We start from the raw sequence: 25,207 nt of genomic DNA, 5'->3' as shown, positions 1-25,207 counted from the left end.
ACCGACTTAGACGGCGCGCTTGACGACGCCCCGAAAACCGTACTCCCCCGCCAGCATCTCCACCGCGCGGCCCAGCGCTTCCAATTCGCTGGGCGTTCCGGTGAGCACTTGCTGGCAACCGATTCCGGTGCAGCCTGCGTTGTCGGCTTTTATGCCGACAACGTCCCACAGCGGGTCCCGGCGCCAGCGGGTGCACCATTGGGCGGTCAGCGGGTCATCGCCGGGGACGATGAATTCGCTTTCGCTGCGAATACAGCGAGCCATGGCGCGCTCAATGGCCGGGCGCAGGCTGCGCGGCATGCCCGAGATCTGCAGCACGGCGGTGCAGACCTCACCGCAGGCGCGGTTGGGCCACGTATCCGCTGGGCTGCCAAGTGGGCTGGCTGAAGGGGCCGGCGCGGTTGCACCGGCTACCTGCGGGTGAACGCGTTGATTCACTCCTTAAACTCCTTTGACGTGCGAGTGATGGCACGCCGGCATGCGCCGACGCAAGACGAGCTTCGTCTTCCCCTACGAACTTGTCTTCATCACGCCACTCGCGCCGAGGCGCGAACACCGATTGGTGTGGCCACGGTATGTGGCCACTCGGTGCGTCGTTGTGTGCCCACGATTTTCCCCTGCCACTTAGGCCACAACAACCCTCAACCTGCACTTAAGCCCCCGCTGCCTCAATATCAGGTTGAGACTTTCGCCCGAAAATTCACCCCATTAATCACATGTGTCACACAAACACTCACGAGCATCATCTGCGTGCGGTCGCCACAGGTGCCCCACTACCCCCGTTGTGGCGCCTGTCGGTGCGCCGCTACGACGCTCGATTTCTTCACCGCGGCTACGACTAGCGCGCCTGGCATTCCTCCCAGATCGCCGTATTGGTCTCCGCCCACAGCGGCTTGCACCAGTCTCCGAAGTCGCGGTCCGTGAGCGCAACCATCGCCCACTCACCGGCCACCCACAGGTAGGTTCCGCTCATGCCGAAATGCCCCACGGCATCGGCCGGCAAGCCGCCCATCCATTGCTTCTTTTCGCCGTGGATTTCAAAGCCCAGCCCCCACGTGCAGTCCTTGAAGCTGCCGTAGCCCGGCACAATCCCGCGCAGCCCCGGGAACTGGACGCTGCGCATGTCTTCCACGGTGGAGGAATCCAGCAAACGCGGCGCGTACACCTCGGCGGCAAAGGCGGCGAGGTCCTCCACGCTAGAGACCAGCCCGTGCCCGGCCGAGCCTTCCAGGGTGGTGGCCTGCATGCCCAGCGGAGCGCACACGCCTTCCGCAAGGTAGTCAACAAAAGGAATCTCGGTAGCAGACTCGACTACCTCGGCGGCCCACTCATAGCCCGCCGAGGAGTAGATACGGCGCTCGCCCACCGGTTTTTGAGGCTCGCGTGTATCAAAGCCCACCCCCGAGGCATGGGCCAACAGGTGTCGCAGCGTGGAGCCTTCAGGACCGGCTGCCTGATCCAGCTCCACAGCGCCCTCCTCTACTGCCACCATCACCCCATAGGCGGCCACCATCTTGGTCACAGACGCCACCGGGAAGCGGCGGGAGACATCACCGACCTGTTCTACTACCTCACCGCGGCGCAGCAAGGCACCGGCAACGGTATCGACGGGCCAGGATTCAAGAGAAGAAAAAGCGCTCATGCGCTCCAGCTTAACGAGGATCGCGCTCGCAGCCTACGCCATCACCATCGCGGTCAAACTTGGAACGGAAGCCCGGGTCACTCGGGTAGATGGGGCGGCCCAGCGCGTTCCACACATCGGCGCAGCGAGAGTAGTAGGCCGGAGCCGGTGCCGGCTTCGGTGCGGGGGCAGGTGCCGGGGCAGGGGCAGGTGCAGGTGCGGGAGCCGGCGCAGGAGCTGGCTGCGGTGCGGGCGCAGGGGCAGGGGCCGGAGCAGGTGCAGGTGCCGGGGCAGGAGCCGGTGCGGGCTCCTGTGCCTTCGGCGAAGGAATTACGCCCGGCAGCGGGTTCGGGATGATGCCCTGCTGCACGGCCCAGAACACGCCGCCGGCGATGGCCGCGAGAAGCGCTGCGCTAACACCCAGGCCCAAGGCAAGCCTCTCGCCCTGGGAAGACTGCTCGAATTCGGCGTCATCTTCCTCCTTGCTGGAGGAGCCAGTGCCTTCGGTGGAGGAGCCCAGCTCCTTGCTGGAGGATTCAACATCCAGCTCCGAAGACAGGCCGGACTCGAGGTCGCCGGTATCAGACGGAGAGGAAACCGCGGTGGGGGCCTCCTCGTAGGATGCGCCGGTCTCCGCCTGAGCGGGGACGACAACGGACAGGGAGAGAGAAACAGAGACAGAGGCGGCGAGAACCGCACGAGAGAACTTCTTCATAAGCATAAGTTATAGCCCGTAACTCACCCCGCAAGAAATTGCTCCACCCCAAGGGGTAAAGCACACGTGAAGCCACGGAAAACCACACCTGACCGACGGGCGAATTCTCTGTCCCCGAGTTGCGACACCGCCAAAGCGGAGAAACCGTAGAGCCATGCGCCGCTCTCTAACTCGTCGCCGCCTCCTCCATGCCTCTGGATTAGCCACAGCCACCGCCGCCTCCCTCGTCGCCTCTTCAGCCTCGGCAGCCGATCCCACGTCCACCTCCTCCCTCGGGCTAGTAGAGCCGCCCGCGGGCACGCTGCCCTTCGTGCACGGAGTGGCATCCGGCGATCCGATTCCGGATTCGGTCATCCTCTGGACGCGCATCACGCCCACAGAGGAGGCACTGCCGGGCAGCGGCGTAGGCCCTTCGGTCACCGTGGAGTGGGAGGTGGCAGCGGATGGGGAGATGAGGGACGTCGTCAAGCGCGGCTCTGTGGTTGCCTCCGCAAGCCGTGACCATACCGTCCACGTGGACCCGCACGGCCTGCAGCCGGACACCGAGTATTATTATCGCTTCCTCGTCGATGGAGTCTCCTCCCCCATCGGGCGGACCAAGACCGCACCCGCGGCCACTGCCTCGCCGGAGCAGCTCACGTTTGGGGTCGCCTCCTGCGCGAACTGGGAGTCGGGCTTCTTCAGCGCTTACGCGGACATTGCCCAGCGCGCGCACTCCGGGCAGCTGGATTACATGGTGTTCTTAGGCGATTACATCTACGAGTACGCCACCGGCGAGTACTCCGGGTTTGGGCCGGTGCGCCTGCACCACCCAGCGCACGAGATCACCACGCTGGCGGATTACCGCACGCGTTACGGGCGCTACCGCACCGACCCCGACCTGCAGGCAGCGCATGCCGCTCTGCCGTGGATCGTCGTGTGGGATGACCATGAAACAGCCAACGATAACTGGGCCGGCGGCGCGGAGAACCACGACCCCGCCACGGAAGGAAGCTGGCAGGAACGCCAAACGGCGGCCATGCGCGCCTACTTCGAGTGGATGCCCGTGCGCGCCACCGCGCCTTCCGACGCCGGGCATCTGTACCGCTCACTGACCTTCGGCGATTTGGCGGAGCTGACCATGATGGACCTGCGCACCTACCGCGACCAGCAGACGCCGTGGAACCCAGTGGCGTTTATGAAAGAGGGCCGGAGCATGCTGGGCTCGGAGCAGTATGACTGGCTGCTGGGAAAGATTGAAACCTCGCAGGCCACGTGGAATCTGCTGGGGAATTCGGTGATGTTTGCCCCGCTGAATCTGGTGTCACTGCAGGAGAATTCGCTGACCGCGCAGGTGGCCGCCGCCCTGACGAAGAACATCACAGGGATTCCCGTCAACGGGGACCAGTGGGATGGTTACTCCGCAGAACGCCGCGCGCTTATCGACGCCCTCCGCGCCTCCCCTGCCCACGCCCTGTTTCTCACCGGCGATATCCACACCGAATGGGCGCATACGATTAGCAAGGGCGAGGAAGTTGTCGCCGCGGAGATGGTGTGTGGGTCCGTATCGGCGCCCAATATCAACGAGGCGCTCAACCTGCGCGCGGGCAATACTGTCTCCCGCCTCGCCGAACAGGTGCTACGCCAGGCCAACCCGCAGTGCCATCACGTCGAGCTGGATAGCCACGGCTATTGCTTCGTCACGCTGAGCCGCGAGGAGGCGCAGATGCACTGGCTGCGCGTGGATGATGTACTCAGGCCGGGCTCGCCCGTAAGGCAGGCACATGCGCTGACCTATAGGCCGGGCGCGGGAGTTGTGAGCTAGCTTGCTTGCGTTAACGATCGGTGGCGATGGGCCGATACATAAGGTGTAGCGCATTACGCCGCTGCACTTCCCTATCACTCATATCTCTCGTGCGCCCTCTCCAAGCGTCTCTCTCACCTCTCTCTGTGCAGCGCCTCTCGGCCCCCTTCGGGTCTACATCTCGGCGGAAGGCTCCGAGGCCCCTTCAGTAGCGGTAGCCTGTGCGCCCTCAGTGGGCGCGGGAGTTTCGGAGACCCCTTCCTCCGCTGGTGTTTGGGTTGTCGGTTCCCCTGGATTCGCAGGTGCGTAGGTGGCCTCACTGTCCGGGGCGCTATCAGTGACTGTGCCCTGTACGCTTTCCGCCGGCTCCTCGGGCGTGGAGACATAGGAAGGCTCGTCCTGCGGCGCGGTTTGTGGCGTTGGCGAAGGTTCGGAGGGCTGAGTGGACTCGGACGTTGTCTCTGATTGTCCCATCCAGCGCGAGGGTGATAGCCACCCGGCATTCTCCACGCCGTCTGGGTTGGCGGACGCTAACAGCAGTACACTGATCGCGCCGAGCCCGGCGATAAGCCCTGTGGTGGAGCGGCGCACGCGCCCGCCAAGCGTCCAGAAGGAGTCCCACTTGTTCTCCGGTTTATCCGCGCGCCAGATACCGCGGCCGTAATCATCCTCTTCCTCGTCGTCGGGTTCGGCCGAATAGGCCGGGCGCCCTGGACCGTCATCCTTGCTGTCTTGCGCTTCGGCGGCCGCGTCAGCGACAGCGTCAGCGGCGATAGCTTCCGTCTCGGACGCCGAGCTCTCTTGTCTCGACTCGGTGTTAGCGCCTGCCGCCGGCATGACGGTAGTGGGGGCATCGGCATCCACCGCGCCGCCCAGCACCTCCAGGACTTCACCCGCGACGTTTTCGGCGTTAGGCAGCTTGTACAGATCCCAGAAGGAAGAAAGCAGCGCCGAGCGGATCGCGCGCTCCACCGCCCACTGGCGTGCGGGGTTGACCTGCACCAAGACGCGGTACTTCACCTGCCATGGCTGGCCGGCCACCGTGGGAGCAACCAACCCAGTAGCGGGCAGAACGTCGAGCTCACCAGCCACGTCCGCGCGGATGTCCGGGGTATCGATGGCGCGTTGTGAAATCTTCTCTACCTGTTCGGTCAGATCCTGCACGGAATCGCCCTCATGGACCGGGATGGCAATATCCACCACCGCGCGCGACCACTCTTGCGAGTAATTTGTGACCACGCCCGCCGAACCGTTCGGCACCATGACAACTTCACCGGTCGGCGTACGCACCGTCGTTGTGCGCAAGGTCAGCGATACGACGGTGCCCTCCACGCCGGTCACGCCGTCGAAGCTGACATAGTCACCCACACCGAACTGCTTTTCCGAGAGGATAAAGAAACCGGCGAGGAAATCACCGATGATCGACTGTGCGCCGAAACCGACGGCAGCCGAGACCACGGTTGCCGGGATGGCCGCGCCCAGGGGAGGCACTCCAACGTTGGCCAGCGCCGCCAACACGAGCAGGAAGTACGCCACCGCCTGTGCCACATAGACCAGCGCGCCGGCCAGCGCCAAGCGCGCCTTGGTGGACTCTTGGTTTTCATCGAGGCGGGACTCAATGACCCGCACCGCCAAGCGGCCGATGCGCGGGATGAGAATCGCCAACAACAGCATTCCTAGCAGTGGCAAACCATGGTCAACGAAGGCCTGCCAAATGGCGAAAAAGTAATACTTCAGCATTGCGCCAAGCCTAGTCCTACAGCCTGACAGAACCCTTGGAATCTCAAGCGCGGTGGATGAGATAGTAGTTCGGAGTGGGCTTCCACGTGTAGCCAGCAGGGATGATGTCCTTGCCGTAGGCGCTGAATGCCTTAGTCGTCCACAGCGGAATCGCCGGCATCTTTTCCAGCAACAGCTCCTGGGCCTGCAAGTAGTACTCCTGGGCCTCCTCCCGGTCCTTCGCCTGGCCTACCTTCCTCAGCAACTTGTCGTATTCGGTGCTGCGAAAACCTGACTCGTTTTCTGAGGAATAGGAGGCAAACAGCGGCACCAGGAAGGTCGACTCATCCGGAAATTCCGCCTGCCAAATCGTCCTGAAAGCACCGGTAATGTGCCGCGCTGTGACCTCTCGACGCAATTCCTTCAAGGTCCCAAATTCCTTGCTTTCGGCGAGCACACCGAGGGTATCCGTCACCTGCTGAGCCACCGCATCGACCCACGTCTTGTGGCCGCCATCGGCGTTAAACGCGATGCTGAACGTCCCCTCAAATGGATCGAGCTTCTCCGCCTGCGCCCACAGCTCGCGGGCTCTATCCGGCTGGTAGGTCAGCACGCCAGCGCCCTCCGGGGTGGGTGGCAGGGTGCCGAAGAGCGGCGCTACGAAACCGTTGGCAGGAGTCACCCTGTCGTCGAAGATGTCCCGCGCAATCTTTTCTCGGTCTACCGCCATGGACAGGGCCCGGCGGCGCAGGCGGCCAGCCTCGCCGCGGAAATTGGCATCGTTGGCGGGGATGGTGATCTCCACTATCGAACCGCCGGGCTTAGTAAGAGCTCGCGCGCCTAGTTCCTTTTCGAAACTTCCGAGTTTCTCTGACGGGATGCGCGTCAGCACGTCCAGCCGGCCCGCCACAAGATCCTCGTAGGCCTGCTCCTCCGAGGAATACACGACGAACTTAATGCCCTCATTCTGCGGGTGTCGCGGCCCTTTATAACGCGGGTTCGGCACGAGGGTCAACGCCTTCTCACGTTCCCACGAGGCCAACAGGTATGGCCCGCTGCCAATCGGGTCCGTGCCGCGCTCACTCAGCTTGTCCTGATCCGCAGAGCGCATGGGGAAAAAGACGGAATAACCCAAGCGCTCAATAAAGCCCGCCGTGGGGCGAGAGAGCTCAATGCGGAAGGACTTCTCCCCCGTCACCGTCAGCCCGCGCATCTCCTTCCTGCCTTCATTGAAACCGAGAATCGGCGCAAAGTGATGTGCGGAAAGCAGGGACTGGCGCACCGCGGTATTCCACGTATCGACGAAGTCCTGCGCGCTGACCTTCGAGCCATCGGAGAACACCGCGTCTTCACGAATCTGCACGTCAAAGGTGGTGTCATCGACCTGCGTGACGGATTCCGCCATGTCGTAATGGGCGCCGCCGTCCTTATCCAGGTACATCAGCCCCGAGTACACCAGGTTGATGATGGTTTGGCCTGGCACGTCGTTGGAATCGGCCGGGATGAGGGAGCGCTGTGGCTCCGAGATATCGGTAGTAATGAGATTCATTCCCGAGGTATCCATGCGCTCCGGTTCCGTTCCGCAGCCCGCCAGCGTGGGGGCCGCAACGCCCGACACCGCCAGCGCCGCGAGCATGCCCAGAAAAGAACGCCTCGACGTCACGCGTCCATCACCTCACTTTCATCACTAGATTAAAGCATTTCTCAGGTTCTAATCATCTCTTTTTTCATATCGGCGCATGAGTCTTTCCACCAATTCATCGGTGAGCTGATCATCGGCCAAGATGCGATCCAAAAGCTCGCGCGGCGTTGGCCCCTCAGCGCTCTGTTCCTCGTAGGAGTCACCGCTTAGGTCCACGCCAAAGTCGGAGGACTCCGCTTCCGCAACGGCCGGCTCCATCATCTCCGACATCTCTGCGACTTCCTCGTTGAAGGAGTCGAGGAACTCGGAGGCATCGATGGCGGCTTCCGCACGGCGCTTACCGGCTCGGACTTCGCGCTCGATGCGGCGTTGCAGGGCCTTTTCCATCTGGTTGTGACGCCAGGAGCGAAGCTTCGTGGGCTCTAGGCGACGCCCCACGGCACGCCCCTTGCTTTCCGCCTTGCGCGCCATGACCATGACGTAGGCCGCGGTGTCATTGACCGGCGCCCACTCCTGGCGTGCAGGCACGCGCCAGCCCGCCCAGATTCCCAGCATGGTGAGGACAAAGGACACCACCGGCCCGAGAATAACCCCCCACGCCAAGTAGCCGGCCGAGTCTGCACCCAAGACCACCAGCGCGCAGGCCACCGCGGGGATCACGGTGGGGGTGTTATCTCCAAAGACGGCGGGCTCGCGCCCCATGGCGATGTCACGGATCATGGATCCGCCCGTAGCCGTGAACACACCCATCATGATGCAGGGAATCAGGGGCAGGCCATAGGCGATGGCTTTGAGCGCGCCTGTCGACGCCCATAGGGCCGAGACCACCGCATCACCATGCGACTGCACGTAGTCCCACGTCTTGCCCTTGAAGTAGACGAAGCGGGCGATAATGGCGCCGGTGAATGCGAGGTAGAGATACTCCGGCTGGCTCATCGCGGCGACGGTGCCGCGGTTAATGAGCACGTCACGGATCATGCCGCCGCCGAGGGAGGAGAACATCGCGATGAAGAAGAAGCCCACGATGTCATAGCCGCGCTGCCGGGCCATGGTGCCACCGATGATGCCCATGAGGAGGACACCTATGATGTCGGACCAGTAGTACAGTGACTCGATCAAGGGGTCCATCTCGACAACGCTCATGGTGGTCATCGTATCGGGTGCTAAGCAATCTCTCGCATTGAGGAGCTATTCCTTGCAATGCGCCGCCTAGCTGGCGGACCGCTAAGGCTCAGAAAATGAGCTAATGCACGTAGAGCTCGTTGTAGGCTTTCTCAATCCAAATGACATAAAACACTTCCCCGTCTTTCCAGCCCGCGAAAGGAAGATTCCCTTTGTGACGGTAAACCCGGAATTTCTCCACATCCTGAAATTGCCGCGGAATCTGAGGCTTGATAGCGCTTGCCGGAATAAACTCTGAGCCGAGTCCGTGCCTGGGGTGCTGTGCCAGCTCTTTCCATGAAAGCACTGACCGCTTGCGCCACTTTTCCAGAAACTCTGCGCGCATTGAATCATCTAGTTCTTCGAAGCCCCACCCCTGCTGCAGGAATCGCGTTGACAGGAGCGGATAGTCAGCCCGCGAGCTACGAAGAGCATCCACGACGCTTGAGTCTGGAGCGCTCCTCACCCCTCTGGTTGGCCTACTCCCCCGTCGTTTACTTTTCGTGCCCACAGCTAGCAGAAGTAGTTCTTCAGATCGGCATCAGTTATTTCTAACCCGCGTTTGCCCTCCACGAAGTTCTTTTTCCACGGCGACTCGGTGTGGGTTTTATTCCGCAGAGCCCATGCAGAGTAGGGGCCATACTTATCCCATACCTCAATCAAGTCCTGCTCAACGTCGCGGTAATCATCCCAGTCGAAATCATCCGAGACGAACTCATCGGGGTCTATAGGAAGCTTTCCGTAGTGCTTAACGTCATGGTATACGTCCACGACTACTGGACCATGAGCCCAGGCTTCCATTCGTTCAGGAAAAAGCGGCAAGCCATCGGAAGAGCGCATATGCATCCCTTTGGCGTAGTAGAGAAGCTTTTGAAGTTTGAGCTGCGTAATGTCAGCATCATCAGTTTCATCAGCCCACGCTACAAACCATTCGGCTATTTGCCGCGCCGTAAATTGCTCCATGCTTGCCCTCCTTCCACTTCCCGCTAAGAGTACAACAGGCCCAAGACATGTGAACATCTCAATGTTGGATCGAGCGCGAAACACCTGCTTAAAGGAGAGCATAGAAGCTCTAAATTGTGGGGCCACCGGGGCTCGAACCCGGGACCAACGGATTATGAGTCCGTAGCTCTAACCGACTGAGCTATAGCCCCGCGTATTCCCTACCCACGCGACCCACACCAGCGCGCAGCCGGCGCGCCACGTACGGCAGCGAATCCGCTCCCAGCAACATTAATCGGCAGGCCCAGAAAACGGCAATTTAGGGCTCGTCCTGGCCGATATCCTCGCCTAGGTTTGCCTCGTCCAGGTCTTCCGGGCCGGAACTCTGCGCATGGTCTTCGTCAGCGGCCTTCTGCCCCTTCACCGAAACAACGACCCCGATAACGTAGGAGGCGATCACCCCGAAAACACTGAGCCAAAAGAGTATCGAGGACAGGTCTAAGGCCCACCGACCGACAATCTGGGTGAAGGCGGATTTCACGCTCTCGTCGGTATCGCCGTAATCGACCAAAAAGAAGCCGGCCAGGAAGAGGAACACGGTCACAGCAATGAATGCCCACGACTCGCGCCACCCGAAGGCCTTGTACGTTCCGCCCTCTTCATCTTCCATCGGGGTACGTACGGGGATGAGCCACAAAACTAACAGCGCAAGGACCACGATGCCGCCGGCCGGAAGGGTAAAGAATGCGAGCCAGCCGCCGACATCAAATATGACCCGCCCCAAAGCAAAGAACGCCGCGCCTAACAGGCTCATGACAAGCGCCGCGACGGAGCTGATCTGAACGTTCCGATACTTCATGCCAAAAGCCTAGCGTGCATCGCCGCTACTTTCACCTACAAAACTGACGCCACTCAGTCCTAGACCCACTACATACTGGCTTCGGCCTCTGCGTCAGTTACCAGGCCTATTCTTTCTTTTTCATTTTCCTAGCTTGCCTGCGCTCGCGTCTCCGAGCACGTTTTGCTTTGCGAATGTCGACGACCCAACGCGGAACAAATGGCCACGGAAGCGGAATCCCGAACGCGCCTGTAAAACCAATGACTCCGATGACGAAAGCTGCCATGATCGGGGCAAGCAGCACCGTTTCGGCGGACTCTGGGAGGTTCATATTTGCGACCAGCCCTGTGGCACCGGCAGCGCCCATGATGAGCGTGCCGTAGGGATAAATGAAGAGCACACCATCACTTTCGGCGCCTTCCGCATCGGCTGAGTCGTACCATCTTTCCGACCTGGGAGTTTTTCGCACGCCCCGGATGTAATAGGTCCAATAAAGAGCCATGACAATCACTAACCCGAAACATACGAGCAGCTCAGTAGTATCCCCACCCATAGGACGTGACCTCCTGTGGTTGCTTGCTGCGGTATGCAATAAAACGCTACCAGCGCCGGCTGAGGTAAGGCATGGGGCGAGAACGAAATCTCAGCGCCCGAACCTAGGACAGAATTGTCTGATGAAGAATCTGTGAGCTTGTAGTCTCGTGATCATGAGGCTCCTTTCCTTTAGCGTGTCCAACTTCCGCAGCATCCGCGCCACCCAAACGCTCACGCTCTACCACGACTGGCAGCACTCCACCGCCCCGAAAACGGGTTGGGCGCAGGTTAGCGATCCCATCTCCGTACTCATCGGCCCCACCGCTTCCGGCAAGAGCAGCATCCTCAACGCCCTCGCTTTCGCGCTGCTCGCCATCGAGTCCTCCGCCACCGCCTGGCTTGCCGACGCCCCACCTAACCAACTCCCCCACGCCCCGTACCGCCTCAACCCCCGCACACAGCGACTGCCCAGCACTTTTGAGCTGGAGTTCGAACTCGACGGCGTGCGCTACCTCTACGGCTTCCAGTGGAGCTTTACCGGCGTGCATGCCGAGTGGCTCAGCCGCGTGCCCTCGACCCGCTGGAGCCCCTGCTTCGTGCGGACCCGCGGCGAGGAGGTGCAGTGGACTAAGTCCTTTATGGATGAAGGGGACGTCGCCAAGCTCGGCCCCATCGATGACACCGAGCTGCTCCTGTCCGCTGGACTGCGTGATGAGCACCCCGTCCTCGCCCCGCTGGCTAGCGCCCTGGTGCACGACGTGGCTTACCTGCCGCACGGCCATACCTCCATGAGCACTGCCTCCCGCATCACCACCCTTATCCGTGAGGGCAAGCTGCACCTGCATGAGGCTGCCGCGCTGCTGCGCGCGGCCGATTCGGGAATCCACTCCGTGCGGCTGAACCAGGACCACATCCCCGAGCACGTCTTCCGCCAGATGCGCCCGGTCATTGATGCGCTCAGCCGCAGCGCCGGCAGCATCCCCCGACCAGACGAGTTCCAGGCTTACTCCGATGCAGAGATCGAGTCCCTGCTGCACTCCATCATCGTGGAGCACAAAGCCGGTGACTCCTACTACGCGCTGAAGCTGACCGATGAATCTGGCGGCACGCAGAATTGGATGGCCACCGCTCCCCTGGTGCTGGATACGCTGCGCCGCGGTGGGATCCTAGTGGCTGATGAGCTGGATTCCGCCCTGCGCCCAGCGCTGCTCGACTTCATCATCCACGCCTTCCGCGAGCCCAGCATCAACGTCAACGGCGCGCAGCTCATCTTTGCCTCCCACGCCTTCAGCGTGCTTGAGCGCTCCAGCGAACTGGGCCTGCGCCCGGAAAGCTTCTGGTCGGTGGAAAAGACCGATGCCGGCGAATCGGAGCTGCACAACCTCAGCGAGACATCCGTGTCACTCGACAACCCCGACGCCACCCACCGCTTCCTTCGCGAGCGCTACGGCACTGCCTCCCGTGCGGCTCTCGACGCCCTCAAGGAGCTGGTCACGACTGGCACATAAGCTAGCTTGCGCTTGTTCTAGTACCTCTAGTACTTCAAAACTGCCTAGATATACCTAGACCAGTCATGCACATCTAAGTGCGCCTGAATTGCTCGAGCTTTAAACTTTATTCTCTTTTTCTCTAGAGGGCTATCGGCAAATTGGAGCAATTCTTCAGCTGCTTCGCGGGCTTGATCGGGAGTAAGCACCATTTCAATAGGGGTACTCTGGCTCAGCGCGAGATACAGGTAAATAAAGCGAGTTCCGTCAGGAGTCTTTCCAACCCCTACGAAATAGTCTTCCCCTGCATCCGTTATTTTAATTACGCTAAACCCTGAAGGTAGATTACCGGCGTTCCCTAGAAAAGGCGCCACCAGGGACCGCAAAGCATCTGCGATTTCAGGAACGCCAACTTTTTCACTAACTATTCTTTCCACAAGTTGCTCAGAGGCATCTGCATCAACTTTTCCAAGCAGGGGACCTACTGCCAAGTTCAGCCTGAGAAACAACCAGCAAGCCGCCCAGCCAGTCCGCTTGTTACCATCAAAAAGACTTTGCGTGGTGCAAAAAGAATGCAAAAGTGCTGCAGCTTTCTCCCAGGCGGTTGGAAACGCGTCTCTCCCAAGAACAGTGGTCGCCGGCCGGTTTACATTTGCTTTAAACTGATTGGAATCACGAATTTGGGGAGGGAATCCACAAGCCAATTCCCCGACGATAAGGACTTCCTCTTCGTCGGGATAAACGGTCAAGCTAGACGGCGGTTAAGATCCGCGGACCAATTGGCAATCTCCCGCCCTAAGTACTCGACGTAGCGGCGGCGGTCTTCCTCATCCATGTTCTGTACCTGAGCTACAGAAGTATTAATGTTGTCAGGCTTTGAAACGGTTGACTTTGTCAATTTGATCCCTCCTTTGTCCTTCAGTAATCAGTGCCTGCTTATCTCAGAGATTAGCACTCATGGAGAATCTGCGTAGAGGAAGCCATCAGCGCCTTTCCCAGCATGACACTTACATCTGAAGCGCCTTTCACCTGTCAGTGAGACTCTTCTTAAGGACAACAGAGTTGCGCACGAATGGCTAGAGGCCACCCCAATTACTCCACTTCCTGCGTATATCTAGCGGACCTGTCAGAGTCAAGACAAGACTGTTGAAGTACGCGCCCTATAACTGCGGCCCCAGAGGCCCTCTAGAAAAAGCTCTGGAGCCTGCGCGGCTCCAGGCGACAACGTTCCGGTGACCGGCTCGTCGTGCGATTAAGTCTAAGCAATACAATGACACGCCGACAAGGCTTTTAGCCGCATGCCGTCATATAAACTAGTTCCGACGTACAAGGAACACCCGCCATGACTGAACAGGAACGCCTCCAAGCGCTTGAAACTCGCGTTAGCGAATTGGAGTCCCAGGTAGCCCAGCTGCTGCAGGCCCTCGGTCATGCTCCCTCACGCCCTAATTCCGCAGACACACCGCCGCCGACAAACGTTCGTTCTGAAAGGCGCTCGCCGGAGGAGAAGATTGCGCTCTTCATGGATTACTTCGCGGGAAGGACAGACGTCTACGCAGTAGCCAAGAATACTGCCGGGAAGAAGGCCTGGTACCCGGCCAGCAATGGCTACTATGACCGAAGAAACCCAGACCTGAAACCCTTAACACCAAAGGTGATCGAAGGGCATTTGCGCCGGGACAACCGCTTCCACGTTGGACTTTATCCACTGTGCACAGATGATAGCTGCCGGCTGTTGGTCTGCGATTTCGACGATGACGACTTCAAGCAAGCTGCGTGCGCCTACGCCGAAGAATGTAAGAACCATGGACTCGATCCGCTCATAGAAGTTTCACGCTCAGGGAACGGCGCTCACGTCTGGGTATTCTTCGACGAACCTATTCCCGCCAGCCTCGCCCGTTCCGTGGGCATCGGACTTCTTGCCAAAGCTAGCCCGGATTCCTACTTCTCCAGTTTCGACCGTTTCTTCCCGTCCCAAGACACGCTGCCGGCGAAAGGCCGCGGTTTCGGCAATCTGATTGCCCTCCCATTGGCTGGCCACCATCGATCCGAAGGCACAACGGTCTTCGTCGACAGTGAGTTCCAAGCATTTCCTGACCAATTCGATGCCCTGGCTAGGACGAAGAAATCCAGGCTCGCCGAACTCAAGAGAATCTACGCTGAGCTTCAGCCCGATCCCGAGACATCCCTTCCCCAGGCCCCAACCCGCGCAGAACTAAAGAGGCTCAAGGCTTCTGGGAAAGTCCACGTCACGCACGATTCGCACGTCCACGTCGTTTTATCGGGCGTCGACGCCACCACCCGTTCGGCTCTGCGGCACCTCGGTGCTATTGCTAACCCGCAGTTCTATATCAAGCAGGCCCAGCGTTTCTCCACCTTCGGAACTCCACGGATCATCGTGCGCTTTGATGAGAAGGACCAGATCCTCACGCTCGACCGCGGCACGCTCGATGACGTCCTCGATATCCTGAAGACTGCAGGATATACCGCCACACGTCGTGGCCATACGCCCAAGCCCCTGCGCATCGATGCGTCATTTGCCGGCGAACTACGCCCCTACCAGCATTCCGCCGTCACACAGATGCTCAAACACAAGTCTGGAATGCTCATTGCTCCTCCCGGCACTGGTAAGACCGTCATGGCGTGTGCAATCATCGCCCAGCGTTCAGTGCCCACGGCAGTTATCGTCCCATCGAGGGAGCTTGCTACCCAATGGCACAAAGCCCTCAAACAGTTTCTTCCAGACGTCCACGTTGGGCAATACTCGGGCGCTAAGAAGAAGCTCAGCGGCGTGGTAGACATTGTCACAGCTCAGTCCATCAGCCGCAGCGATTCCAAGACTGACTTTCTCTCCGGCTACGGCCACATCATCGTTGACGAATGCCACCGGGTCGGGGCTGCGGGTTTAACCAACGTCCTCGCACACCTCAACGTCCGTTTTATGCTCGGCATGACCGCGACACCGTACCGATCCGACGGTCTTGATAAGTTACTTCCCCTCATTTGCGGCCCTATCCGCCATACCGTCGAACTCGAACGCCCTGGGCAACGCAAGTATGTAGTCCACAACACGGAGTTCACCTACGATGCTCCTTACCTGTTCTGGCCCGACCTCGACACCGCCCTGGCGGCAGATGAGCACCGCAACCAACTCATCGCCGATGTCATCTCACAAGCAGCGCAGGACGAACACACTGTCCTCGTCCTGGTGAAAAGACGCGAACACCTCGCAGCCCTCAACGCCTTGCTTGCCGACGCCCCCTTCCCCGTCCTCCAACTCCACGGCGGACAGAAGGCCACAGAACGGCAAACTGTGCGTGAACAGCTTGCCACCACACCACATTTCGTCCTTTTAGCCATGTCCCAGGTGGCCGGCGAAGGCATTGATCTGCCAGCACTGGACACTCTTGTGCTGGCCGCCCCAGCTAGCTTCCGCGGCGTTGTCATTCAGCAGGTGGGCCGAGTCACTCGCGATACCGATGACAAGGAGAGCATCTCTGCCACCGTCCACGACTTTCTTGATCCCAACGTCCCTGCCCTCGCCGCAGCTTTCAGAAAGAGAAGCTCCACCATTGCCAAGCAGGGGTTCACTCGCAACAACAGTTAGAGCCACCCCGTGCATGACCGAATGCCACTAGATTTGGGGCTGAGCACATTTCAGCGGGCTTCGAATATTTGAGCCAGTCTTCGCTGCGCATGTCCGGCGCACCTGTCAGAATCAAGACATGTCTGTTGAAGCACGCGCCCTATCGCTGCGGCGTTTGATGCGCGATTCCGCCGCGATCCGGCTCCTGGCCGCGGATAACGCGCCCGTGATTCTGGCGTTGATTGCGGAGTACTTCCCGCGCGGCACTAGGGCACGCCCGGCGGCGGAGGTATACGAGCTCATGGTCACCGATTTCGAGGTGTTGGCCAGTGAGTTTTCCATGCCGCGCACACCACAGAATTACTGCAATGACTGGGTCAAGGCCGGGTGGCTCATCAGAAAGTCCGGAAAGAGCTCCCACGGCGAAACACTCGAGCCCAGCGAGGAGGCCCTGTCCGCGCTCGAAGCCATTGAGCGCTGGGAGGCACCGGTGACCACGGTGACGGCGTCACGCGTGGAATCAATCAGCTCCGCGCTGCAAAGGCTAGCGCGGGATACGAACGAAGACATCGCCAGCCGCGTGGCCAGCTTGGAGGAAGAGCGCGACCGCATCGACCGTGAGATCGAGAAAGCCCGCCGCGGGCAGTTCGAAAGGCTCACCGCTGCGGAGGCAGAAGAACGCGTCCAAGACGTGCTGAACATGGCCATGGCCGTGCCGAGCGATTTCGCCCGGGTACGCCACGAGCTTGAAGCCCTCAACCACCAACTGCGCCGCCAGCTTTTGGATCCAGAGGGCTACCGCGGCGAGGTGCTGGAGGAGATCTTCAACGGCGTGGACCACATCGCGGAGTCCGACGCTGGGCGCAGTTTCCGCGGCTTCTATTCCCTCTTGATGGATAGGGAGCGCAGCGCCTGGTTGGACCAGTGGATCACGGAGGTCCTCGACAGCGAAGCCGGACAGGCACTGCCCCCGGACAGGCGGCAGCAGCTACGCAGGCTCTTCCGCGATATGGAAGACACCAGCTTCGAGGTCAACCAGACCATGACGGGGCTGGCACGCAGCCTGCGCAACTATGTCTCCTCCGAGCAGTTCGCGGAGGACCGGCGCATGATTGAGCTGCTGCGGGAAGCCCGCGGCATGGCTATCGATGCCGCACAGAACTCCGAGCTCAAGGCCTTTCACCGGATGGAGACACCGCTGCAGCGCATCGGTATGTCGATTCACTCCGTCTCCCGCATTCGCCTGGCCAACCCGGGACGGGAAGTCGTGGAGGAAACCCCGGTGGCATACCAACCGGACGCAGAAGACCCGCAAACCTTGTATGAGCTGGTGCGCGAATCGGAGATTGACTTCGAAGAATTGCACGAGGCGGTACGCTCGGCCGTCGCCCAGTCCGGCCCCTGCACGGTAGGCCAGGTGCTGCAAGCCCATCCACCGACCCAGGGCCTTGCCAGCGTGGTGGGCTTAGTGCACATCGCCGACCAGCACCCGGTGCCCGTGCTGCGCCCGTCGCGTGAGAAAGTCACGTGGACCGAGGAGGACGGCACCGTTCGCTCCGCCAACATCCCTACCCTGTATTTCGATCACACCACCGTTAAGGAGCTACAGTGACCGCCGCACACACTCCCCGCGTCGATTCCGCCCACGAGCCACCGCTGTGGGAGCACGATAAAGGCTCGCTGACCTACCATTCGCGGCGCGCGTTAGTGCAGCTTCTACAGGGCCCGCTCATTCGCGCGCAGAAGGAACCGGTGCTGTGGGCCGCCATCATCTCGGATGAGGAGAACCTCCGCGCCCGGCTGCATGAGGTGTTTCTGGAACTCGTCGTGGACGAGACCGAGGGCTTCGCGTTTACCCGGATGGTGGAGGAGGAAACCTTGAGCATCCCGCAGGTGCTGCGCACGGACAAGCTCAAGCACATCGACACCGCCATCCTGCTGAACCTGCGCCAGGAGCTGGGGCTTGCGCTGCCCGGCGAGCGGGTCATCGTGGACGTGGAGGATCTCCGGGAGGGAATCGGCTACGTCCGTGCGGTGGACAACCGCGATGAGGCCGGTTTCAACCGCCGCTTCAACGCCGCCATCAACCGCATTCACAACGACTACTCCCTGCTGAGTGCTACCGAGACCGAAGGGCGCTTCGAGGTCTCACCGGTGCTCCGCCAGCTTTTCGACGCCTCCACCGTCACCGCCATCCGCGATGAATACGCCCGCCTGGCACAGGCCGATGAAGAGCAGGTAGACGAGGAAAAGGAGGAGGCTTCCGATGACTAGCCACACCAGCCTGTACCCCGGCCAATTCCGCATCAGCCGCATTCAGCTGATCAACTGGGGCACCTTCCACGGCTACTTCTCCATCCCGGTGGCGCGCAAAGGTTTCCTCATCACCGGCGGTTCGGGCTCCGGCAAGTCCACGCTGCTGGACGCGATGTCGGCGGTCTTGGTTCCACAGAGCCACCTGAAGTTCAACGCGGCGTCGCAGCAGGACCTAGGCCGGCACAACGGGCGCAGCCTGGTCTCCTACGTGCGCGGTGCCTGGCGGCAGCAAGAAAACGCGCAGACCGGTGAGATCGCCCCTGAGTACCTGCGGGAGGGCGCTACCAACTCGGTGGTTGCCCTGACCTACGACAATGGCGCGGGCAAGCAGCACACGCTCATAGCTATCTTCCGCCTCAACGGCGGTGAGAACTCAGTCGGCCAGATCAAGAAGTTGTATGGGCTGGTGCCGGGTGATGAGGACGTCGATAAGCTCAGCCCTTTGCTCACCCGCAGCCTGGACACCCGCAAGATCAAAGCCCTATACAAGGGCCCCGGCGCGTCCTTTACACCTACCTATGCCACGTTTGCGGATCGCTTCCGTAAACGCCTCGGCATCAAGAACGTGGAGGGGCAGCTGCTGCTTCACCGCACGCAGTCCGCGAAGTCGCTCTCCAGCCTGGATCAGCTCTTCCGGGACTACATGCTGGACAAGCCCTCGACCTTCTCCAGAGCGGAGGAGGCCGTGGAGCAATTTGAGGATCTGCGCCAGGCGTACCTGCGGGTCGAAGACGTCAAGGCCCAAATTGATACGCTCGCTCCCCTACCCCAGCTGCATGCCCAGCGCGCAACCGCGGAGGCAGATAAGCACAAAGCCGAGGCCATGAGCGAAGCGCTGCCGGCCGTGCGCGCCCGCCTGGTGGCTGAAGAACTGGACTCCCGCATCCGTGCGCTGAGCGCCCAGCAGGTAGAAGCCCAGTCGGAAGTGGAATCCCTCGAGGCTGACGTCGCCCACCTCGATGAAGCGGAGCGCCGCGCCGCGATGGCCGTCTCCCAACTCAGCGCCGGAGAGCTCGATGCCCTGCGCGCCAAAATGGAGACCGCCGACATAGAGATCGAACACCGCTCCAAAGAATTCCAGCGCCTTGCGGCTGCCGTGGGCGAGTGGACTGAACACTATGAGCTCAGCCCGCAAGGTTTCGCCGAGCTTCAGGCCAACGCTAAGCTGCGCCTCTCCGACTTCGAGACCGACTCCGCCGATCTGACGAACCAGCAGCAGGAAGCCGGCGTGGCCGCCCGCGATGCGGCCACCGCCTGCGCCCGGCTCGATAGCGAGCTGCGCTCTTTTAGCTCGCGGCGCACCAACATCGACAAGGCCCTGGTGGAGCTGCGCTCCCAACTTGCCCGCGATACCGGCTATGCCGAATCCGAGCTTCCCTTCGCCGGCGAGCTCATCGATATCAGCCCGCAGCAGGCGGACTGGGAGCCGGTCATCCAAAAGCTACTGCACGCCTTCGCCGCCACGCTACTCGTGCCTGAGGAAGCGCGGAAAGCCATTAACCAGTGGGTCAACTCCCGCAACGTGGGCACGCGACTGGAGTACCGCACCATCCCGGAGTTCACGTCGGCGCCAGCCTCCGCGCGCAGCCCGCGGCAGCTCATCCACAAGCTGGAATTCCCGGATCACCCCATGACGGCGTGGGTACGCCAACACATTTCCCGCCGCTTCAACTATGAATGCGTGGAGTCGGTAACCGAACTGGACAAGGTCACCCAAACTCCGGCCGTTACCCGCGATGGCCTGGAAAGCCGCCCCAAGGACAAGGACGGCTCCACGCGTTTCATCAAGGATGACCGCACGCGCTTTGCCGGCACAGCGTGGTACCGAGTGGGTTCCACCAACACCGCCAAGATTGAGCTACTACGTTCCCAGTTGACGCAGGCCAAAGCAACCGCCAGCGCCACAGCCAGGCAGGTCCATAACCTCAACCGGAAGATGGACATCTTGCGCACCCAGCGCGATAAGGCTCAGCAGGTGCTGGAGACGAAGTTCCAGGACATTGACACCGCCTCCGCGAAGGCTCGCAAGCAGGACCTGCAAGCGCAATACGATTCCCTGGCATCCTCCCCGGAGGCACAGGCCTTGGCCGCCGCCCATCAGCACGCGAAGGAAAAGCTGAACGCCGCCCGCGCCCGGCTCAACCAGGCACAGAAGCACCTCGGCGACGTCGAAGGCGAGCTGAAGCGCTCCACCGAGCGCCGCCACGCCATCGGTACCGTTCCGGAAATCGCCGACAAGGACATAGCGAAAGCCGTCGAGGAGGCCTTACACAAGGGCAAGCGCACGCTGACCATCGATAACATCGATGCCCGGCGCGATGAAGTCCAGGCCGACCTGCAGGACGCCGCCCGCACCGCCGCGCGCCGCATCGAGGACGCCAACGGCAAGATCGTCTCCGTCCTCCACGCTTACCTGTCCCAGTGGCCAGCAGAAGCCGCCGACCTGGAACCGCAGGCCAGCTTCGCCGGCGAAGGCATAGAGAAGCTGAAGTACCTACGAGCTGACCGCCTGGCGGATTTCCGCGCCCGCTTCCTGGAGCTGCTCAACGGCCAGACCGTCCAGAACCTCTCCCACCTTGCCTCCTCCCTGCGCCATGCCCGCAGCGATATTGAAACGCGCATGGAGTTCATCAACAAGTCCCTGGAGCGCTCGCCCTTCAACGGTGAGCGCACCCTGCGCATTGACGTCAAGGATGCCCGCGGCCAAGTGGTCCAAGACTTCCAGCGGGACCTCGATGCCGCCACCTCCCACAGCCTGGCCGAAATCAGCGAGGATGAGCACGATGCCGCCCTGCAGCGCTACCACGCCCTGGACAAGATTTTGAGCCGCCTGGGCTCTAGCCACCCGGAGGATATCCGCTGGCGCAACGTGGTCTTGGATACCCGCCGCCACGTCAGCTTCATCGGCCGCGAGTGCTACCCCGACGGCACCACGGCCAATACCTATCAGGACTCCGCGTCGCTCTCTGGCGGCCAAGCACAAAAGCTCGTCTTCTTCTGCCTGGCAGCGGCCCTGCGCTTCCGCCTGGCGGAGCCGGACCAGGACGTGCCCACCTATGGCTCCATCATCTTGGACGAGGCCTTTGACCGTGCCGATCCCACCTTTACCCGCACGGCCATGTCCGTCTTCACCTCTTTTGGTTTCCACATGATTCTGGCCACGCCCTTCAAGCTCATCCAGACGCTCTCGCCCTACGTGGATGGCACCATCGTGGTCAACTACGACGAGCCCCTCATCAACGGCCGCCCGCAGGCGCGCACGGGCTATTCGCTTATCGACGCCTCCACCCTCTCCTCCCCCAACCCCGACCAGCCCCACCCCGAGGAGCCCGCCGATGCGGATGCCTAAAGACCTGCAGGCGCATGCGGCAAAGTACCTGCACAACCACTTCGCCGAAGCGCTCGCCGAACCGGATTCACTGCACCTGGCGTGGCCCCTGCACCCGCCAACAGCCACTGCCGCCGCCCGCGATATCGGCACCACCCAAAATTTCATCCGCGCCTGGCAGCGCTGGCCGCACCAGGACGAAGTCATCTATGAAACACGCAATTGGTCCCGCGCGGGCCTGGGCGCCAACGATGTGCCCACCCGCGTTGCACTCACCGGCGCTGCGCGCATCGCCACCGCCGCGGGCCTGGAACGCGAGTATTCCACAGCCCAGCAGCGCGCCCAGGACATCGCTGCCATCTTCCCGAACTCCCCGGACTTCACCCGCACCGTCCACCGCTCCTACAACCAGTGGAAGGACTTAAGCTCCTATGACCTGCGCTGTCTCGGGCCGTGCCTAACCTGGCTACGCGCAAACCCCCATTCCGGTGAGTGGGAGCGCGCCGTGCCGGTCGAAGGCGTGGACGGCAAGTGGATTGGCAACCATCGCCGCCTGCTGCTGACGCTCCTCGCCCCCTTCGGTATCACGGACTTGGGCCTGCGCCGCAGCGATACCCGCCTACGCCTGCGCTACCTCAACCACGCACCAGCACTCTCCGATATCGAAATCCCCCTCGCCAACGCTGCCGAGCTCTTCCCCGACACCCCACCCCGGGTACTCATCGTTGAAAACAAGCAGACTTTCTTAGCCCTGCCCACGCTTGCCGACGCCTCCCCTCCCACCATCGCCCTCCTCGGTTCCGGCACCGCCGCCCACCAACTCCACGCACTGAGCTGGCTGCACCACGCCGACATCACCTACTGGGGCGACCTTGACGCCGCCGGCTTTGCCATCCTCAACGCCGTGCGCGCCCACTTCCCCCACACGAAATCACTGCTCATGGACACCGCCACCGTCACCGCATTTCAACACCTCGCCGTCCCCGACCCCGGCGACGGCTCTGCCACCCTCACCCACCTCACCACCGAAGAGCAGCGCGCCTACCGCCTTCTGTTCACCGAGGGCCGGCTGCGCATTGAGCAGGAGCGGATTCCGTTTGCGTATGTGAGTGATGCTATTAAAAAGCGACTCGGGCCAACATAGCGGCACCAGTTCCCAAACTCGCTAGAAAAATGGCCCTCACCTGCCCGTAGCCTTGGTGAGGGCCGAGCGACGATATATATCGTAGAGCTGCTCCTACGCCAAATCATGTCCCATTTTGCCCGATTCCATCAAGAGATCCATCGCTATCACTTCCAACGTTGCCTGCGATACTCAACATTAAGTGGGATTTCGTCAGACTCTGGTGATCTCAAACCTACGGCTGCAGTCGAACGGCAAAAGAAAACCTACATTGCTGGACAGTGAGCTACATGCAAGCATGATTGCCGAGTCAACGGGTATCAAAACCTAGTAACTGGCGAGCGAAACGATCTTGTTTCAACTCTATCAATCAATCTCTTTTGCCTTCGGCCAAATTACGCATGCATAGTCCTCAATAGCTTCTTGCCGCTTTCCAGCTAACTCATTTCCCCACGCGCCATCCGATACTGCTTGAAGAAGAACATTGTCATGAGCACCAGTATATTTCGCCAGAATTGGCGCTTTATCTGCAAAACCATTAGGAAGCGTACTGTTCACCTCACCAGGCAATAGCATCAGGTTGCCAAGTTTGAATACCCAACTATTTCGAGGAGTATTCTCGGATTTGTTAGCTTGAGGTTCAATGTGCTCAATCGTCTGCAGCTTTGAAAAATCAAGAGTTCTTACCGACTTATTTGTTTCAATTTCTCGAAGAATGTACCGGATCTTATGAACATCTTTTCTACGAGAATTAGAGTAAACTAACTTCCCTAGACCTGCTTTGAACTGGTGGTCTGTCGCCCCTTTCTTCGAGGCGCCAATTTGAAACTCCTGCATCGCGGCGCGTAGATCTCCAGCATTTTCAGCAAGGTAAACCATGGTAGCAGCTTTGCGATACAAGCGCCTGTGCGTCGAAGTTGATCCTTTACCCGCAATCGACCATCGGAATTGGTAATTCTTAATCTCTTGGAGAAAAGCAATCAAATCAGCGCTTTTCATCCAACCATCTTTCTCGAGGTACTTTCGCATTAGTGCCAGAAGTAACATAAATGGTTGAGCGGCTCCAGAAACCAGAACCCCATAAAGCGCCCACGCTATTTTATCGAATTTTTGTTGGTGCCAACCCACCCCTTCCGATAGCTCTTTCCACGGTTCCGCTGCCCCACCGGTGGTCAAAGTCTTACCTAAGGCTTCAAAAATGTAGGCGGATCGCAAAAACTCTTCAAGGAAGAATTTCGCAGACTCTTCCGAGCATGTTCCCCCTTCCAAGAATTCCTCAACCGAACGTCGGATTTTCTTTTCTTCCACAGGCTCGCCCGCTACAGCGCCATTCTGCGCAATTGAATTCCAGTGATAATACAAGAATTGATTTAAGTCAATATTGTCAAGCTCCGACTGCTCAACAAGGTCAATCGCTTTCGCCCACATTTTGTCATCCCCCCGATCGGCTCGCTCAGCTAGCCGTGATAAAATTGTGTTCTTAACCAAGTCAACAACCGTTAGACTTTGCCCGCGATCGTTTAGAGTCTCAAATACCCCAAAGGCATCACGCCTACTATCAGCCCACACATAAACAGCCTCTGCCTTCACCAAAGAGTCTCGCATTTCGTTTAGTACTGAAACCGAGTCGCCCGTCCTCTCCTGTTGAGCATGAATGAGCGCCTCAAACTTATTCCTAGCCGCAACTTCAAGCGAGTCAAGGTACTGTCCATTTGGGTACTGACGTTTCTTTTCGGGAGTGAGAACCGACTCTACCAACCTATCGTTCGCAGAACTGTCCCGATTTTCGAGGCGGAATCGTTCTTTACCATTAAGGTCAACGTACTTTATTAGTGGTTCGATACCACCAACAAGCGCTGTTTCCTCGAGTCGGATATATTCGTCGCGCAATACAGAGAGCAAGATTAGTGCTGTCGTAATTCGCTGTTGCCCGTCGATAATCTCCATCTCGCCTGACCGCGGCCCACATACGACCATACTTCCGAGGAAGTGGCCCTGCTGGTTGCTCCTAAGGTCATTCCAGAATTCTTCAATATTAAGCTCGTCCCAAGCATATCGGCGTTGATAACGAGGTATCACATGCTGACCCACTATAAGTATCTCTTGCAAAGGTCTGGAAACTGCTTCAAATTGCATAACTATCCTTTAGGATTAGTGTGCCCCTTTGTGGTTCTATAGCCCCCAAAGAAGCGCGATGACATTTCCGCACAAAAGTGCTCCACGTCATATTAGCAAACCCGCACGCTAGCGCTTACAAGTTTGCTCCCCTATTTTCAACTGCCGTGCCGCGGAAATCGGACTTGCCATCACCGGTGCCGCTGATGCCGGACCACTGACCATCATTGAGGCCACGCCCGTAGCCGTTAGCGGCGCGTGCCCGGACTGCGGCCAGCCAGGCAAGCTGCGCGACCA

The 25,207-nt window shown here is 60.1% G+C and carries 20 protein-coding genes, 1 tRNA gene and 1 pseudogene; 8 read left to right on the top strand and 14 right to left on the bottom strand.

Annotated features, from left to right (window positions below; all coding sequences use genetic code 11):
• Window positions 1–6: 6 nt before the first annotated feature.
• From FME68_RS03080 to FME68_RS03070, 3 genes are all read right to left on the bottom strand, one after another.
• Window positions 7–438, bottom strand: a complete 432-nt coding sequence (locus FME68_RS03080) for a hypothetical protein (protein ID WP_144013795.1) — start codon at window positions 436–438, stop codon at window positions 7–9.
• A gap of 400 nt (window positions 439–838) precedes the next feature.
• Window positions 839–1,642 (bottom strand): serine hydrolase domain-containing protein, encoded by an 804-nt coding sequence (locus FME68_RS03075; RefSeq protein WP_158395960.1) that lies wholly within the window; start codon window positions 1,640–1,642, stop codon window positions 839–841.
• A gap of 10 nt (window positions 1,643–1,652) precedes the next feature.
• Window positions 1,653–2,336: an excalibur calcium-binding domain-containing protein gene (locus FME68_RS03070; RefSeq protein WP_158395958.1), complete on the bottom strand. Its 684-nt coding sequence runs from the start codon at window positions 2,334–2,336 to the stop codon at window positions 1,653–1,655.
• 154 nt (window positions 2,337–2,490) lie between these two features.
• Here FME68_RS03070 and FME68_RS03065 point away from each other — a divergent pair, with 154 nt between their 5' ends.
• Entirely contained in the window at window positions 2,491–4,140 is a 1,650-nt protein-coding gene (locus FME68_RS03065; RefSeq protein ID WP_158395956.1) for an alkaline phosphatase D family protein, read from the top strand.
• A 153-nt stretch (window positions 4,141–4,293) separates the two neighbouring features.
• Here the strand turns inward: FME68_RS03065 and FME68_RS03060 are convergent, their stop codons facing one another.
• The 8 genes from FME68_RS03060 to FME68_RS03025 all read right to left on the bottom strand — a co-directional run bounded on the left by FME68_RS03060 (window position 4,294) and on the right by FME68_RS03025 (window position 10,923).
• Window positions 4,294–5,859: a mechanosensitive ion channel family protein gene (locus FME68_RS03060; protein ID WP_158395954.1), complete on the bottom strand. Its 1,566-nt coding sequence runs from the start codon at window positions 5,857–5,859 to the stop codon at window positions 4,294–4,296.
• A 43-nt stretch (window positions 5,860–5,902) separates the two neighbouring features.
• A complete protein-coding gene (locus FME68_RS03055; protein WP_328287694.1) occupies window positions 5,903–7,501 on the bottom strand; it encodes a peptide ABC transporter substrate-binding protein in 1,599 nt (532 codons plus the stop codon).
• A gap of 48 nt (window positions 7,502–7,549) precedes the next feature.
• Window positions 7,550–8,623, bottom strand: coding sequence for a trimeric intracellular cation channel family protein (locus tag FME68_RS03050; RefSeq protein ID WP_046647250.1), 1,074 nt, complete (start codon window positions 8,621–8,623; stop codon window positions 7,550–7,552).
• A 100-nt stretch (window positions 8,624–8,723) separates the two neighbouring features.
• Window positions 8,724–9,080: a hypothetical protein gene (locus FME68_RS03045; RefSeq protein ID WP_158395952.1), complete on the bottom strand. Its 357-nt coding sequence runs from the start codon at window positions 9,078–9,080 to the stop codon at window positions 8,724–8,726.
• A 74-nt stretch (window positions 9,081–9,154) separates the two neighbouring features.
• Window positions 9,155–9,604: a Panacea domain-containing protein gene (locus tag FME68_RS03040; RefSeq protein WP_158395949.1), complete on the bottom strand. Its 450-nt coding sequence runs from the start codon at window positions 9,602–9,604 to the stop codon at window positions 9,155–9,157.
• A 117-nt stretch (window positions 9,605–9,721) separates the two neighbouring features.
• Window positions 9,722–9,795, bottom strand: a tRNA-Ile gene (locus FME68_RS03035).
• Window positions 9,796–9,902: 107 nt separating this feature from the next.
• Window positions 9,903–10,442, bottom strand: a complete 540-nt coding sequence (locus FME68_RS03030; RefSeq protein ID WP_158395947.1) for a hypothetical protein — start codon at window positions 10,440–10,442, stop codon at window positions 9,903–9,905.
• 106 nt (window positions 10,443–10,548) lie between these two features.
• A complete protein-coding gene (locus FME68_RS03025; RefSeq protein ID WP_230308877.1) occupies window positions 10,549–10,923 on the bottom strand; it encodes a hypothetical protein in 375 nt (124 codons plus the stop codon).
• 205 nt (window positions 10,924–11,128) lie between these two features.
• Between FME68_RS03025 and FME68_RS03020 the strand changes: the two genes are divergently transcribed.
• The gene (locus FME68_RS03020) at window positions 11,129–12,463 is read left to right on the top strand and encodes an AAA family ATPase (protein WP_158395945.1); all 1,335 of its coding nucleotides are present in this window, start codon (window positions 11,129–11,131) and stop codon (window positions 12,461–12,463) included.
• Window positions 12,464–12,507: 44 nt separating this feature from the next.
• Here FME68_RS03020 and FME68_RS03015 read toward each other — a convergent pair whose 3' ends face one another.
• Window positions 12,508–13,191 carry a type II toxin-antitoxin system death-on-curing family toxin gene (locus FME68_RS03015; RefSeq protein ID WP_158395943.1) on the bottom strand — a complete coding sequence of 228 codons (684 nt, stop codon included), beginning with the start codon at window positions 13,189–13,191 and terminating at the stop codon, window positions 12,508–12,510.
• Window positions 13,188–13,340 carry a hypothetical protein gene (locus tag FME68_RS03010; RefSeq protein ID WP_158395941.1) on the bottom strand — a complete coding sequence of 51 codons (153 nt, stop codon included), beginning with the start codon at window positions 13,338–13,340 and terminating at the stop codon, window positions 13,188–13,190. The genes FME68_RS03015 and FME68_RS03010 overlap by 4 nt, the downstream gene beginning before the upstream one ends.
• A gap of 444 nt (window positions 13,341–13,784) precedes the next feature.
• On the opposite strand from FME68_RS03010, the gene FME68_RS03005 reads away from it, so the two are divergent.
• The 5 genes from FME68_RS03005 to FME68_RS02985 all read left to right on the top strand — a co-directional run bounded on the left by FME68_RS03005 (window position 13,785) and on the right by FME68_RS02985 (window position 22,816).
• Window positions 13,785–16,049, top strand: a complete 2,265-nt coding sequence (locus FME68_RS03005) for a DEAD/DEAH box helicase (RefSeq protein WP_158395939.1) — start codon at window positions 13,785–13,787, stop codon at window positions 16,047–16,049.
• A 118-nt stretch (window positions 16,050–16,167) separates the two neighbouring features.
• A complete protein-coding gene (locus FME68_RS03000; protein ID WP_158395937.1) occupies window positions 16,168–17,640 on the top strand; it encodes a DUF3375 domain-containing protein in 1,473 nt (490 codons plus the stop codon).
• On the top strand, window positions 17,637–18,302 hold the full coding sequence (locus FME68_RS02995; protein WP_328287693.1) for a DUF4194 domain-containing protein: 666 nt from the start codon (window positions 17,637–17,639) through the stop codon (window positions 18,300–18,302). The genes FME68_RS03000 and FME68_RS02995 overlap by 4 nt, the downstream gene beginning before the upstream one ends.
• Complete coding sequence (locus tag FME68_RS02990; RefSeq protein WP_158395935.1) at window positions 18,295–21,693, top strand: ATP-binding protein; 3,399 nt, start codon at window positions 18,295–18,297, stop codon at window positions 21,691–21,693. The genes FME68_RS02995 and FME68_RS02990 overlap by 8 nt, the downstream gene beginning before the upstream one ends.
• Window positions 21,680–22,816, top strand: a complete 1,137-nt coding sequence (locus FME68_RS02985) for a DUF3322 domain-containing protein (RefSeq protein ID WP_158395933.1) — start codon at window positions 21,680–21,682, stop codon at window positions 22,814–22,816. Before FME68_RS02990 ends, FME68_RS02985 begins: the two co-directional genes overlap by 14 nt.
• A gap of 345 nt (window positions 22,817–23,161) precedes the next feature.
• On the opposite strand, the gene FME68_RS02980 is transcribed toward FME68_RS02985, so the two are convergent.
• Window positions 23,162–24,931 carry a DUF262 domain-containing protein gene (locus tag FME68_RS02980; RefSeq protein WP_070545543.1) on the bottom strand — a complete coding sequence of 590 codons (1,770 nt, stop codon included), beginning with the start codon at window positions 24,929–24,931 and terminating at the stop codon, window positions 23,162–23,164.
• Window positions 24,932–25,064: 133 nt separating this feature from the next.
• Between FME68_RS02980 and FME68_RS13500 the strand changes: the two are divergent.
• Window positions 25,065–25,207 (top strand): annotated as a pseudogene (locus tag FME68_RS13500) (ISL3 family transposase); the annotation flags it as partial.

This window comes from Corynebacterium hiratae (genome assembly GCF_009708045.1).
In the GTDB taxonomy this organism is placed as follows: domain Bacteria; phylum Actinomycetota; class Actinomycetes; order Mycobacteriales; family Mycobacteriaceae; genus Corynebacterium; species Corynebacterium hiratae.
The sequence above is the reverse complement of the archived record's forward strand: the minus strand, read 5'-3'. Positions and strand labels throughout refer to the sequence as shown.